The organism is Streptomyces hazeniae, from assembly GCF_031845485.1.
Lineage (GTDB): Bacteria > Actinomycetota > Actinomycetes > Streptomycetales > Streptomycetaceae > Streptomyces > Streptomyces hazeniae.
Genome location: NZ_JAVREQ010000025.1, coordinates 36276 through 48586, shown reverse-complemented (window position 1 = coordinate 48586; position 12311 = coordinate 36276). Strand labels below are relative to the sequence as shown.

12 protein-coding genes are annotated in these 12311 nt (G+C 73.2%); 2 read left to right on the top strand and 10 right to left on the bottom strand.

Annotated features, from left to right (window positions below):
• Nucleotides 1-223: 223 nt before the first annotated feature.
• The 3 genes from RM572_RS23415 to RM572_RS23405 form a co-directional block, all read right to left on the bottom strand.
• On the bottom strand, nt 224-868 hold the full coding sequence (locus RM572_RS23415) for a response regulator (protein ID WP_027762342.1): 645 nt from the start codon (nt 866-868) through the stop codon (nt 224-226).
• Nucleotides 861-1997, bottom strand: coding sequence for a GAF domain-containing sensor histidine kinase (locus RM572_RS23410; RefSeq protein ID WP_311675389.1), 1137 nt, complete (start codon nt 1995-1997; stop codon nt 861-863). Before RM572_RS23410 ends, RM572_RS23415 begins: the two co-directional genes overlap by 8 nt.
• A gap of 116 nt (nt 1998-2113) precedes the next feature.
• Nucleotides 2114-4750: an FHA domain-containing protein gene (locus RM572_RS23405; protein ID WP_311675423.1), complete on the bottom strand. Its 2637-nt coding sequence runs from the start codon at nt 4748-4750 to the stop codon at nt 2114-2116.
• A 218-nt stretch (nt 4751-4968) separates the two neighbouring features.
• On the opposite strand from RM572_RS23405, the gene serB reads away from it, so the two are divergent.
• A complete protein-coding gene (gene serB / locus RM572_RS23400; protein ID WP_311675388.1) occupies nt 4969-6198 on the top strand; it encodes a phosphoserine phosphatase SerB in 1230 nt (409 codons plus the stop codon).
• Nucleotides 6199-6253: 55 nt separating this feature from the next.
• Here serB and RM572_RS23395 read toward each other — a convergent pair whose 3' ends face one another.
• The 4 genes from RM572_RS23395 to RM572_RS23380 all read right to left on the bottom strand — a co-directional run bounded on the left by RM572_RS23395 (nt 6254) and on the right by RM572_RS23380 (nt 8714).
• Nucleotides 6254-6772 carry a SixA phosphatase family protein gene (locus tag RM572_RS23395; protein ID WP_027762346.1) on the bottom strand — a complete coding sequence of 173 codons (519 nt, stop codon included), beginning with the start codon at nt 6770-6772 and terminating at the stop codon, nt 6254-6256.
• A 69-nt stretch (nt 6773-6841) separates the two neighbouring features.
• Nucleotides 6842-7069 carry a hypothetical protein gene (locus RM572_RS23390; protein ID WP_311675387.1) on the bottom strand — a complete coding sequence of 76 codons (228 nt, stop codon included), beginning with the start codon at nt 7067-7069 and terminating at the stop codon, nt 6842-6844.
• Nucleotides 7070-7252: 183 nt separating this feature from the next.
• Nucleotides 7253-7369, bottom strand: a complete 117-nt coding sequence (locus RM572_RS23385) for an SGM_5486 family transporter-associated protein (RefSeq protein WP_281727999.1) — start codon at nt 7367-7369, stop codon at nt 7253-7255.
• A gap of 16 nt (nt 7370-7385) precedes the next feature.
• Nucleotides 7386-8714 carry a CynX/NimT family MFS transporter gene (locus tag RM572_RS23380; RefSeq protein WP_311675386.1) on the bottom strand — a complete coding sequence of 443 codons (1329 nt, stop codon included), beginning with the start codon at nt 8712-8714 and terminating at the stop codon, nt 7386-7388.
• 65 nt (nt 8715-8779) lie between these two features.
• Here RM572_RS23380 and RM572_RS23375 point away from each other — a divergent pair, with 65 nt between their 5' ends.
• On the top strand, nt 8780-9466 hold the full coding sequence (locus RM572_RS23375) for a FadR/GntR family transcriptional regulator (protein ID WP_311675385.1): 687 nt from the start codon (nt 8780-8782) through the stop codon (nt 9464-9466).
• Between the two features lie 53 nt (nt 9467-9519).
• Here the strand turns inward: RM572_RS23375 and RM572_RS23370 are convergent, their stop codons facing one another.
• The 3 genes from RM572_RS23370 to fabG all read right to left on the bottom strand — a co-directional run bounded on the left by RM572_RS23370 (nt 9520) and on the right by fabG (nt 12142).
• Nucleotides 9520-10536, bottom strand: a complete 1017-nt coding sequence (locus tag RM572_RS23370; protein WP_311675384.1) for a Gfo/Idh/MocA family protein — start codon at nt 10534-10536, stop codon at nt 9520-9522.
• Between the two features lie 117 nt (nt 10537-10653).
• The gene (fabI, locus tag RM572_RS23365; protein WP_311675383.1) at nt 10654-11433 is read right to left on the bottom strand and encodes an enoyl-ACP reductase FabI; all 780 of its coding nucleotides are present in this window, start codon (nt 11431-11433) and stop codon (nt 10654-10656) included.
• 4 nt (nt 11434-11437) lie between these two features.
• Nucleotides 11438-12142 carry a 3-oxoacyl-[acyl-carrier-protein] reductase gene (gene fabG / locus RM572_RS23360; RefSeq protein WP_027762350.1) on the bottom strand — a complete coding sequence of 235 codons (705 nt, stop codon included), beginning with the start codon at nt 12140-12142 and terminating at the stop codon, nt 11438-11440.
• Nucleotides 12143-12311 lie beyond the last annotated feature (169 nt).

Genomic DNA, 12311 nt, shown 5'->3' with positions numbered 1-12311 from the left:
AGGGCGATCTCCCTCCTGGCGAGTGGCTGCGGCGGCCGCCGCAGCACGCCCTGGAGAACGGGCCCGGACCGACGGGGATGCGCCCGCCGCGGAACGACCACCCGTCGGAATGAATCCTGCGCGGCAACAGGGCGACCGGACCCGTCCGGCCGTGCCGCCGGGAGGGTGACGGAGGGCTGCCGGACGGCTGCGCACGCCCCGGGCGGGCGGAGGGCCGCGGGTCTCAGCCGGCCAGCCCGTGCCGTACGGCCCACAACGCGGCCTGGGTGCGGTCGGCCAGGTCCAGCTTCATCAGGATGTTGGAGACGTGGGTCTTCACCGTCTTCTCGGACAGCACCAGCGCACGGGCGATCTCGCGGTTGGAGCGGCCGTCGGCGATCAGGCCGAGCACCTCGTGCTCGCGGTCGGTGAGCGCGGGGCCGCGTCCGTTGCCGCCGCCGTCCCCGTCGGACAGCAGCGCCCCGGCGACCTCGGGCTGGAGCAGCACGTGGCCGGCGTGCACGGAGCGGATGGCGTCGGCGAGGGCGTCCGGGTCGACGTCCTTGTAGACGTACCCGGCGGCTCCGGCGCGCAGCGCGGGCACGACGGTGCGCTGTTCGGTGAAGCTGGTGACGATCAGCACCCGTGCCGGGTTGTCGAGTTCGCGCAGGCGGCGCAGCGCCTCGATGCCGTCCGTCCCGGGCATCTTCACGTCCATCAGGACGACGTCGGGCAGGAGTTCCGCGGCTCGGGCCACCCCCTCGTCGCCGTCGGCGGCCTCGCCGACGACCTCGATGTCCTCCTGCACCTCCAGGAAGGTGCGCAGCCCACGCCGTACGACCTGGTGGTCGTCCACCAGCAGGACCCTGATCGGGGCGGTCTCAGCCACCGGGCACCTCCAGTTCGATCGTGGTGCCCTTCCCGGGCTCCGACTGCACGGTGAGGCTTCCGCCGATGCCGCCGGCCCGGTCCCGCATGGAGACCAGGCCCAGGTGGCGCCCGGCGCGGCGTACGGCACGGGGGTCGAAGCCGGTGCCGTCGTCGGTCACCCGGAGGACCGCGCCCGGGCCCCGGCGGGTGAGGCTGACCTCGACCCGGCGGGCGCCGGAGTGCCGCAGCGCGTTGTGCAGCGCCTCCTGGGCCACGCGCAGCACGGCCTCCTCCTGTGCCGCGGGCAGCGCGCGCACCCCGGCGGGGGTGAAGGTGACGCGGGCCGCGTGGGCGCGGTCGAGGACCTGCACCTGGGTGCGGAGGGTGGGGATCAGCCCGTCGTCGTCGAGGGCGGCGGGGCGCAGTTCGACCACGGCGGCGCGCAGTTCGTCGGCGGCCTCGGCGGCGAGGGCGGCGACCTGGTGCAACTCGCCCTTGGCGCGGGCCGGATCGCGGTCCACGAGGGCGCTGGCGGCCTGGGCGGTGAGGCGGAGGGAGAACAGCTTCTGGGAGACGGCGTCGTGGAGTTCGTGGGCGATGCGGGAGCGTTCGCCGGTGATGGTCAGTTCCCTGCTGCGCTCGTAGAGGCGGGCGTTCGACAGGGCGATGGCGGCGTGCTGGGCGAGCAGGCCGAGGAGTTCCTCGTCGGCCTCGGTGAAGCCGCAGGTACCGGCGGGTTTCGCGCAGCGCTTGTTGGCGAGGAAGAGGGCGCCGAGGACCTCGTCGTCACCGGTGATGGGCATGCCGAGGAAGTCGGCGAGCTCGGGGTGGGCGGAGGGCCAGCCCTCGAAGCGGGGGTCGTCACGGACGTCGGCGAGCCGCTGGGGGCCCTCGTGGAGCATCGCGGCGAGGACGCCGTGCTGCCGGGGCAGCGGGCCGATGGCCTTCCACTCGGCGTCGCTGACCCCGGCGACGACGAACTGGGCGAAGCCGCCGTGGTCGTCCGGCACGCCGAGGGCCGCGTACTCGGCGTCGAGGAGGTCGCGCGCGGAGGCCACGATCGTCTGGAGGACCTCGCGTACCTCGAGGCGGCGGTTCATGGCGAGGAGCGCCTCGCTGACCGCTGCCAGACCGGATCGGGGGACCATGCGATCACCGTACCGGCCCTGGCCGGGGCCGGTATCGGGCACGCGCGGGAGGGGGCCGGGACCGGGGTCCTACGACCTTCGGTCCCGGCCCCCTCAGCGGCCGGCGCGGGCGGGCGTCACTTGCGCATGACCTCGGGCTCGTGGCGGCGCAGCAGCCGGGCCACGGCGAGGCAGCACAGGACGCCGAGGGCGAGGAGGACGGTCATGTCGAGCAGGTAGGTGCCGACGCTGTGCTCCCACAGCGGGTCGAGGTCGTTCGGCTTCTCCCGGTCCCACGGGGCCATGGTGTGCGACAGGTCCGCGGACGCGCCCGCCGCGCCGATGGCCCAGCGCGACGGCATCAGCCAGGCGAGCTGGGTGATGCCCGGGGAGCCGAAGATCTGGAAGAGCACGCCGGTGAACACCACCTGCACGATCGCGAACATCACCAGCAGCGGCATGGTCTTCTCGGCCGTCTTCACCAGGGAGGAGATGACCAGCCCGAAGGCCATGGAGGTGAAGCCGAGCGCGATGATCGCCAGGCACATCTCGACCGCGGGCGGCATGAGCAGCCCCTCCTCCGGCATGGTGCGCACGGAGAAGCCGATGAGGCAGATGATCACGCCCTGCAGGGCCGTGATCAGGCTGAGGACGACGACCTTGGACATCAGGTACGCGGAGCGGGACAGGCCGGTGGCGCGTTCCCGCTCGTAGATGACCCGTTCCTTGATCAGTTCGCGGACGGAGTTGGCCGCACCGGCGAAACACATGCCGACGGCGAGGATCAGCAGGATGGTGCCGGCGTCCTGGTTGTGGCCGCGCGGGTTGTCGGTGTTGGGGCCGAGACCGTAGTCGGACGGGATGAGGGTGCTGACCACGCCGAGGATGGCGGGCAGCAGCAGCATCAGGGCCATGAAACCCTTGTCCGAGGCGATCACGGACAGGTAGCGGCGGGTCAGCGTCCACCACTGCGAGCCCCAGCTCTGCGGCTTCTGCATCCGGGCGGGCGGCTGCGGAACGGCCTGGTACGGCGGGGCGGCCGGCTGCGGCTGCGGGGAGACGGCGGCGATCTCCGCGGCGTACATCTGGTAGTGCTGCGAGCCCTGCCAGCGCCCCATCCAGTCGTAGCTGCGGTAGTTCTCGAAGGCGGAGAACACGTCGGCCCAGGTGTCGTAGCCGAAGAAGTTCAGGGCCTCCTCGGGCGGGCCGAAGTAGGCGACGCCGCCACCCGGTGCCATCACCAGCAGCTTGTCGCAGAGGGGGAGTTCGGCGACCGAGTGGGTGACCACGAGAACGGTGCGGCCGTCGTCGGCGAGGCCGCGCAGCAGCTGCATCACGTCGCGGTCCATGCCCGGGTCGAGGCCGGACGTGGGCTCGTCCAGGAAGATCAGCGACGGCTTGGTCAGCAGCTCCAGGGCCACCGAGACGCGCTTGCGCTGCCCGCCGGACAGCGAGGTGATCTTCTTGGTGGCGTGGATGTCGAGCTTGAGCTCGGCCAGCACCTCCTCGATCCGGGCGTTGCGCTCGGTCTCGGCGACGTCGCCGGGAAAACGGAGCCGCGCCGCGTAGCGCAGGGCGGTGCGGACCGTCAGCTCCTTGTGCAGGATGTCGTCCTGCGGCACCAGGCCGATGCGCTGGCGGAGTTCGGCGAACTGCTTGTACAGGTCGCGGTTGTCGTAAAGGACTTCGCCCACGTCGGCGGGCCGGTAGCCGGTGAGGGCGCGCAGCAGCGTGGACTTGCCGGAGCCGGACGGGCCGATGACGGCGACCAGCGACTTCTCCGGGACGCCGAACGTGACGTCGTTGAGGATGACCTTGCCGCCGTCGACCTTGACGGTCAGGTGGCGGGCGGAGAACGACACCTCGCCGGTGTCGACGAACTCCTCGAGCCGGCCGCCGACCACGCGGAAGGTGGAGTGGCCGACGCCCACGGTGTCGTGCGCGGTGATGAGCGCGGTGCCGGACTTGGGCAGCGGCTGGCCGTTGACGTAGGTGCCGTTGTGGCTGCCGAGGTCGCGGATCTCGAAGCGGCCGTCGGGCGTGGCGCGGAACTCGGCGTGATGGCGGGAGACCTGGAGGTCGGAGACGACGAGTTCGTTCTCCAGCGCCCGGCCGATGCGCATCACGCGGCCGAGGTCGAGGCGGTGGAACGTGGTCGGGCTGCGGTCGCCGCCCCCGTCCGGCTGCTGCGGCGCGCGCTGCGCGGGCGGGGTGGAGGCGGGCTGCGACGGCTGCGGTGCGTACTGCGGCGCCTGGTGGGGCGCTGCCTGGTGGGGAGGTGCGTACTGCGACGCCTGCTGCGGTACGGGCGCCTGCTGCGGGTGGCCGGGGCCCCAGCCCTGCGGGGGTGTGCCCTGTCCGTGCCCCTGCGGGTACGGCTGCCCGGGCGCGCCCTGCGGGGCCGGTGCCGTCGCGGCCGCCGCGGCCGGAGCCGCGGCGGGGGCGGCGGCGGGGGCGGCGCTGGATGCGGCGGCGAGGGCCAGAGTCAGCCGGGGCCCGTTCGTGGCGTTGCCCAGGTGGACGGCGGCGCCCTGCCCGATCTCCAGCTGCTGGACGCGCTGCCCCCCGGCGTAGGTGCCGTTGGTGCTGCCGAGGTCCTCCAGCACCCAGCCGGTCCCGCTCCAGCGGAGCGCGGCGTGCCGCCAGGAGACCCGGGCGTCGTCGATCACCACCTCCCCCTGCGGATCACGGCCGAGGTGGTGTGTTCTGGACGGATCGAGCGTCCAGGTCCGTCCGTTCAGTTCCAGTGCGAGTTCCGGCACTCCATGCCCCACGTTGTCGTCCCCCGAGATGCCCCCGCGGCGGAAGGCCCGGAGGTGGCGGTTCATCGGAGGGCACTATTTCAGGCTTCGCCGCCGGGGAGAAAGCCGACCCGTGCAACGTCCCTGTCACGAGGCGTCCCGGGCCCGGTGGGGCGTGGCCCCGCGCGGCTCCGTCCGCGATGCGGTCCGGGCGGCGAACACCCCCGGAACGGCGCTACCGTGGAAGCACCATGACCCCATCGCAGGCCACAGCGCCCCCGGCGTCCCTCTCCGACGACACGCCCACCCTCCTGGTCAAGATCTTCGGCAGGGACCGGCCGGGCATCACGGCCGGTCTCTTCGAGACGCTCGCCCCGTACGCGGTCGACGTCGTCGACATCGAGCAGCTGGTCACCCGTGGCCGGATCACGCTGTGTGCGCTCGTCACCTCCCCCGGAGGGGGAACCGCCGAGGGGGAGCTGCGGGCGACCGTGCACAGCTGGGCCGAGGCGGTCGGCATGGAGGCGGAGATCATCTCCGGCACCGGCGACAACCGGCCCCGCGGCACCGGACGGTCGCACGTGACCGTGCTCGGGCATCCGCTGACCGCGGGATCGACCGCCGCCATAGCGGCCGGCATCACCGGGACCGGCGCCAACATCGACCGCATCTTCCGGCTGGCCAAGTACCCGGTGACGGCCGTCGAGTTCGACGTCTCGGGCACGGCGACGGAAACGCTCCGCACGGTGCTCGCGCAGGAGGCGGCGCGGCACGGGGTCGACGTCGCCGTCGTCGCGTCCGGGCTCGCGCGCCGGGCGCAGCGCCTGGTCGTGATGGACGTGGACTCCACGCTGATCCAGGACGAGGTCATCGAGCTGTTCGCGGAACACGCGGACTGCGCGGGGCAGGTCGCCGAGGTCACCGCACGCGCGATGCGCGGCGAGCTGGACTTCGAGCAGTCGCTGCACGCCCGGGTCGAACTGCTGGCCGGACTGGACGTGTCGGTGGTGGAGCAGGTGCGCAAGGCGGTCCGCCTCACCCCCGGGGCCCGCACGCTGGTGCGGACGCTGAAACGGCTCGGGTTCCAGGTGGGCGTGGTCTCGGGCGGCTTCACGCAGGTCACCGACGCGCTGCAGGCAGAACTCGGCCTGGACTTCGCCTCGGCGAACACCCTGGAGGTCGTCGACGGCAAGCTGACCGGCCGCGTCACGGGCGAGGTGGTGGACCGGGCCGGGAAGGCGCGGCTGCTGCGCCGGTTCGCCTCCGAGGCGGGCGTGCCGCTGGCACAGACCGTCGCGATCGGGGACGGTGCCAACGACCTCGACATGCTGAACGCGGCAGGTCTCGGTGTGGCGTTCAACGCCAAGCCGGTGGTCCGGGAGGCCGCGCACACGGCGGTGAACGTCCCGTTCCTGGACACGGTGCTGTACCTGCTGGGCATCACCCGCGACGAGGTCGAGGCCGCCGACATCGCGGAATGACGCCGTCACCGGCGGCCCGCCTCCCGGGCGGCCCGGGAGGCGGGCGCCGGAGGCGTCAGACGTGCGGAGCCCAGTAGGCGGCGAGTGCGCCGACCCCCGGCTCCACGGACTTCCACGGGCCGGTGAAGCGCACGACGGCCAGCGCCGTGGTGGGGAAGCCGTGGCGGCCCAGACGCGCCGCAGCGTCGTCGTCGGCGCTGCCCGCGAGGAGTTCCGCGAGGGCCTGCATGCCCGGGTTGTGGCCGACGACCAGCAGGTCGCGGACGTCGTTGGAGGTCTCGCCCAGGACCGCGATGATCTCGCCGGGAGAGGCGTCGTAGAGCCGCTCCTCGTAGACGGTCCTGGGGCGCTGCGGCAGCTGGTGCGCGACGAGTTTCCACGTCTCCCGGGTGCGGGCGGCGGTGGAGCAGAGGGTGAGCTGGGGTGCGATGCCGTGGCCGGCGATCCAGTCGCCGGCGAGCGGGGCGTCACTGCGGCCCCGGTCGGCGAGCGGACGTTCGTGGTCGGCCACGTCGGGCCAGTCGGCCTTGGCATGCCGGAGAAGGACGATCCTGCGGGGCACATCGACGCTCATGCGTTCCAGCTTCGCACGAAACCGGCCACCGGGCGTGGGGGGTTGGCGCTGTTCCCCCGCAAGGAGGGGTCAGAGCAGAGCCTGCCGGAGGCTTTCCAGGAGGCGGGCCAGCGGCTCGCTGCCGCGCTGGGCCGCCTCCGCGTCGCCGCCCGCCAGCATCAGTGCCAGCAGGGTGCAGAAGACCAGCACGGGGAGGGCCAGGGCCCACCAGGGGACCCGGGGCTCCCCCGCGGCGGTCGTTCCGCGCGCGCGGGGCGGCCGGCTCCGGCTGGTGCTCAGGTGTGCGTGCGCGGCCATGGTCCCGTCCCCCTGCGTCGCGGCTCCGTGCGTCGGACTGGTCCCGACGCTACGGCCGCAGGCGGCGGCGCCCCATCCGGTGAGCCACCCACCGTCCCCTGAGGACAACCCCCGGAAGTCCCTAGGGGACGCCCCCGAGGCCGCCCGCCCACGGGGGCGTGAGGTCTTCGCGCGGCGCGGCGGTCAGGGCGCCGCGATGGACGCGACCACGCCGATGACGACCATGATGCCGAGGATCGCGGCGAAGAGGAGCAGCAGCTTCTTCTGGCCGCCCTGGGGTTCGGGTTCGAGAACGGGCATGCGGGCAGTCTCGCACTCAGCGGCCGTCCTCGACGCACCGGTCCCGTCCGGCCAGGGTGCCCACGGCGATCTGCGCGAGCATCAGACCGGCCATGAGCAGCAGCGGTGCGTGCCAGCCGCCGCTGTGCTGGCGCAGGGCCCCGACGAGGAGGGGGCCGGGGATGGACAGCAGGTAGCCGGTGCTCTGGGCGAACGCGGACAGCTTGACGACCCCGGTGCTCGTACGGGACCGCATGCCGATCATGGTGAGGACCAGCGGAAACGCGCAGTTGGAGACGCCGAGCAGCAGCACCCAGGCCCAGGCGCCCTCCGCGGGGGCGAACCAGAGCCCGGCGTAGCCGGCGAGGCCGCAGATTCCGAGGCCGACGGCCAGTGGGCCCTGGTGGCTCATGCGGGCGGCCACGCGCGGCAGGACGAAGGACAGCGGGATGCCCATGCCCATGGTGACGGCGAGCATCAGCCCGGCTGCCGACGCGGAGACGCCGGCGTCACGGAAGATCTGGGGCAGCCAGCCCATGGTGATGTAGGCGGCGGAGGCCTGGAGGCCGAAGAACACGCCGAGCGCCCAGGCCGTGGGCGAGCGGCTGATGCGCAGGCCCGCGGCGGCGTCCCGGGCCCGGGCGTCGCCGGCGGCGGAGGACGCCCCCGCGGTGCCGCGACGCCGGACGCCGCGCAGGACGGCGGCCCAGGGGACGACGGAGAGTGCGCCGAGGACGGCCCAGGCGGCGAGCCCGACCCGCCAGTTGCCGCCGAGGGCGTCGGTCAGGGGCACCGTGACGGCGGCGGCACCGGCGGTGCCGACGGCCAACGCCATCGAGTACAGGCCGGTCATGGCACCGACCCGGCCGGGGAACCAGTGCTTGACGACGACGGGCATCAGCACGTTGCTGACCGCGATGCCGGCGAGTGCGAGGACGCTGCCGGCCAGGAACAGCGCGGTGCTGCCGGTGAACGGGCGCAGCGCGAGGCCGGTGGTGATCGCGATCATGCCCGCGACCAGCACGGCGGCCGGGCCGTAGCGCCGGGCCAGGCGCGGCGCGAGGCCGCCGAAGACCGCGAAGCACAGCGACGGCATCGAGGTGAGCAGGCCGGCGAAGGTGCCGCTCATGCCGAGGCCGGCGCGGACCTCCTCCAGCAGCGGGCCGAGACCGGAGATGGCCGGGCGCAGGTTGAGCGCGGCCAGCACCAGGCCGACGACGACCAGCCGGAGCGTCCACGACGAGCCGGGGCGGGCGGCGGTCCCGCCCGCGTCGGAGGGTGCCGTACCCGGGTGCGGAGCGGGCACCCGTCCGGTGCGGATCGGGTCGTCGCTGCGCGTCGTGCGGTGGTCTTGCGCGGTGGCCATGACACCATCATAGAATCATGGGATGAATTGATTCCACTCCGCAGACCGCTTCGGAACGGAGATCCATGCCACTGTCCTCACCGCACCGTTCGGCCCTCGCGGACCAGGTGATCTCGGCGCTGCGGGCGCAGATCACCTCCGGCGAGTGGCCGGTGGGCTCACGCATCCCCACCGAGCCGGAGCTGGTCGAGCAGCTGGGCGTGGCACGGAACACCGTGCGGGAGGCTGTCCGGGCCCTCGCACACAACGGGCTGCTCGACATCCGGCAGGGTTCGGGCACCTATGTGGTGGCGACCAGCGAGCTGGCCGGCGTGATGCACCGCAGGTTCGCGGACGCCGCCCCGCAGCACGTCGCGGAGCTGCGGTCCACGCTGGAGGCCTCCGGGGCGCGGCTGGCCGCGCTGCGGCGCTCCGAGCAGGACGTCGTACAGCTCGAGGCGCTGCTGGAGCGGCGGGAGGCCGCCTGGTCGTCCGGGGACGTGGAGCGCTTCGTCGAGGCGGACGCCAACCTGCACCTGGCGGTGGTCGCCGCGTCCCACAACGACGTCCTCACGGCGCTGTACGCGGACCTGGGGCACGTGCTCCGGGCGTTCCTGCGCTTCGACGTCGGCGAGCGGCTGCGGCCGGAGGACCACCTGGACCACGCGCGGATGATCGCCGCGATCCGGGACGGTGACGCCGCGGCGGCCGAGCGCGAAGCCGCCTCGTACGCCCTGGAGTGGGGCTGCGGGGCGCGGGCGGCCGGCGCCTGACCTTCCCGCCCCTCGACGCCGGACGCCCCCGCGCCGCGCATGTGCCGGCCCGGCTACCGGCGCCCGGCCTCCTTGCGGATGCCGGCCAGTTCGACGGGCTCTCCCGTGCGGCGGGACAGGTCGCACGCCTCGGCGACGTACAGCGCCTCCAGGGCGTCGGCCGGGGTGCAGGGGCTGGCCGCACGACCGGCGGCGACCTCGGTGAACGCGGCCAGCTCGGTGACGTAGGCGTCCGCGAACCGGTCGGCGAAGGTGGCGTACGGCTGCTCGCGCCGCCCGGAGACACCGGGCTCGGCACTGGGCAGCGGCGCACGCTCGTCGAGGCCGACGATGCGCGAGTCCCGCGAGCCGCACACCTCCAGCCGCACGTCGTGGCCGGCGCCGTTGTAGCGGGTGGCGGTCACGGTGGCGAGGACGTCGTCGTCGAAGCGGAGCAGGGCGGCACAGGTGTCGACGTCGTCGCCCTCGCGGAAGAACGCCTCCCCGCGGTTGGCGCCCTGCGCGTAGACGGAGACCACCTCGCGGCCGGTCAGCCAGCGCAGGATGTCGAAGTCGTGGATGGAGCAGTCGCGGAACAGGCCGCCGGAGGTGGGGATGTACGAGGCGTGCGGCGGGGCCTGGTCGGCGGTGACGGCGCGCAGCGTGTGCAGGAGGCCGAGTTCGCCGGCGTGCAGGGCCCGGCGCGCCTCGCGGTAGCCGGCGTCGAAGCGGCGCTGGAAGCCGATCTGCACGGGCACCGGGCCGTCCTCGGCGCGGTGCACGATCTCCACGGTGCCGGGCACGTCGAGGGCGACCGGCTTCTCGCAGAAGACCGGGACGCGCTCGTCCAGCGCGCGCAGCAGGAGTTCGGCGTGCGCACTGGTGGCGGCGGTGATCACCAGGCCGTCGGGGCGGGCGGCGAACAGCGCGTCGATGTCGTCGGCGGCGTGCAGCCCGAGCGTTCCGGCCAGTTGGCGGGCCCGTTCGGCGTCGGCGTCGGCGACGAGGACCGCGTCCACGCCGGGCAGGTCGCGCAGCGTCCGCGCGTGCAGGGCGCCGATGCGGCCGGTGCCGATGAGGCCGATCTGCATGGAGGACTCCTTCTCGGCGGCGGGGTGTTGCGGCGACGGCGGACCGCGGTCGCCGCCGCGGCCCGCCGTGCGGAGACCCCTCGGTGGGGTGCCGGTGGGTTCCGGTGTTCTGCCCGGTCAGGCGCCCATCATGTGCACGCCGCCGTCGACGTGCACGATCTCCCCGGTGGTCTTCGGGAACCAGTCCGAGAGCAGCGCGACGACGCCGCGGGCGGCCGGCTCCGGGTCGGTGAGGTCCCAGCTGATCGGGGCGCGGGTGTTCCACACGTCCGCCAGCTCCTCGAAACCCGGGATGGACTTGGCGGCCATCGACTTGATCGGCCCGGCGGAGACGAGGTTGCAGCGGATGTTCTTCTCGCCCAGGTCGCGGGCGAGGTAGCGGGAGGTCGACTCGAGCGCGGCCTTGGCGACGCCCATCCAGTCGTACTTCGGCCACGCGGACTGCGCGTCGAAGTCCATGCCGACGACGGAGCCGCCGCGCTTCTCCAGCAGCGGGAGCAGCGCCATGGTCAGCGACTTGAGCGAGTACGCGGAGACCTCCACCGCCGTGGCGACCGACTCCCACTCGGTGTTCAGGAAGTTGCCGCCGAGGGCGTCCTGCGGGGCGAAGCCGATGGAGTGCACGACGCCGTCGAGCGAGGCGTCGTCGCCGAAGTACTCGGCGACCTGGCCCGCGAGGCCGGCCATCTGCTCCTTGTTCTGCACGTCCAGTTCGAAGACCGGCGCCTCCTTGGGGAGCCGCTTGGCGATCCGCTGCACCAGTGAGAGCCGCCCGAAGCCGGTGAGGACGACCTCGGCGCCCTCCTCCTGCGCCAGCTTGGCGACGTGGAAGGCGATCGAGGAGTCCGTGAGGACGCCGGTGACCAGGATGCGCTTCCCTGCGAGAAGTCCACTCATGTCGTCAGTGACCCATGCCCAATCCGCCGTCGACGGGGATGACGGCTCCGGTGATGTACGCGGCCTCCTCGGAAGCGAGGAAGCGGACCGAGGAGGCGATCTCCTCCGGCTGGGCGTAGCGGCCCAGCGGCACCTGCCCGACGATGCCCTCGCGCTGCTCCTCGGTGAGTGCCTTGGTCATGTCGGTGTCGACGAAGCCGGGGGCCACGACGTTGCAGGTGATGTTGCGCGAGCCCAGTTCACGGGCGATCGAGCGCGCGAAGCCGACCAGTCCGGCCTTGGACGCGGCGTAGTTGGCCTGTCCCGCGGAGCCCAGCAGGCCCACGACGGACGAGATGAGCACGACCCGGCCGCGGCGTGCCCGCAGCATGCCGCGGGTCGCGCGCTTCACGACCCGGAACGTACCGGTGAGGTTGGTCTCCAGGACGGAGGTGAAGTCCTCCTCCGACATGCGGAGCAGAAGCTGGTCGCGGGTGACGCCGGCGTTGGCCACCAGCACCTCGACCGCGCCCTGCTTCTCCTCGATCTCCTTGTAGGCCTGCTCCACCTGCTCGGGGTCGGTGATGTCGCACCGCACCGCGAGGAAACCGCTCGGCGGCTCCCCCGACCGGTAGGTGATGGCGACCTTGTCGCCTGCGTCGGCGAAGGACCGGGCGATGGCGAGGCCGATGCCGCGGTTTCCTCCGGTGACGAGTACCGAGCGACTCAAGGCGGGACCACCCTTTCTTGTGTGGAGCACTGGTCTGCGCTGCTCCCGAACCTATCCCCCGAGCACCTCCCGCACGGAATCCGGCACGGACAGCACCCCGACCCCGCCACTGTGGGGACCCCACAGTGGCGGCCGTGGCGGGCGGGCGTGCGGTACGACGTGGTGGGGC

Coding starts and splice junctions, on each gene's coding strand:
- RM572_RS23385 (WP_281727999.1), bottom strand. CDS start 7,369: ATGCCCGTTCTCGAACCCGAACCCCAGGGCGGCCAGAAGAAGCTGCTG.
- RM572_RS23375 (WP_311675385.1), top strand. CDS start 8,780: ATGCCACTGTCCTCACCGCACCGTTCGGCCCTCGCGGACCAGGTGATC.
- RM572_RS23395 (WP_027762346.1), bottom strand. CDS start 6,772: ATGAGCGTCGATGTGCCCCGCAGGATCGTCCTTCTCCGGCATGCCAAG.
- RM572_RS23410 (WP_311675389.1), bottom strand. CDS start 1,997: ATGGTCCCCCGATCCGGTCTGGCAGCGGTCAGCGAGGCGCTCCTCGCC.
- RM572_RS23380 (WP_311675386.1), bottom strand. CDS start 8,714: ATGGCCACCGCGCAAGACCACCGCACGACGCGCAGCGACGACCCGATC.
- RM572_RS23390 (WP_311675387.1), bottom strand. CDS start 7,069: ATGGCCGCGCACGCACACCTGAGCACCAGCCGGAGCCGGCCGCCCCGC.
- fabI (WP_311675383.1), bottom strand. CDS start 11,433: ATGAGTGGACTTCTCGCAGGGAAGCGCATCCTGGTCACCGGCGTCCTC.
- RM572_RS23370 (WP_311675384.1), bottom strand. CDS start 10,536: ATGCAGATCGGCCTCATCGGCACCGGCCGCATCGGCGCCCTGCACGCG.
- serB (WP_311675388.1), top strand. CDS start 4,969: ATGACCCCATCGCAGGCCACAGCGCCCCCGGCGTCCCTCTCCGACGAC.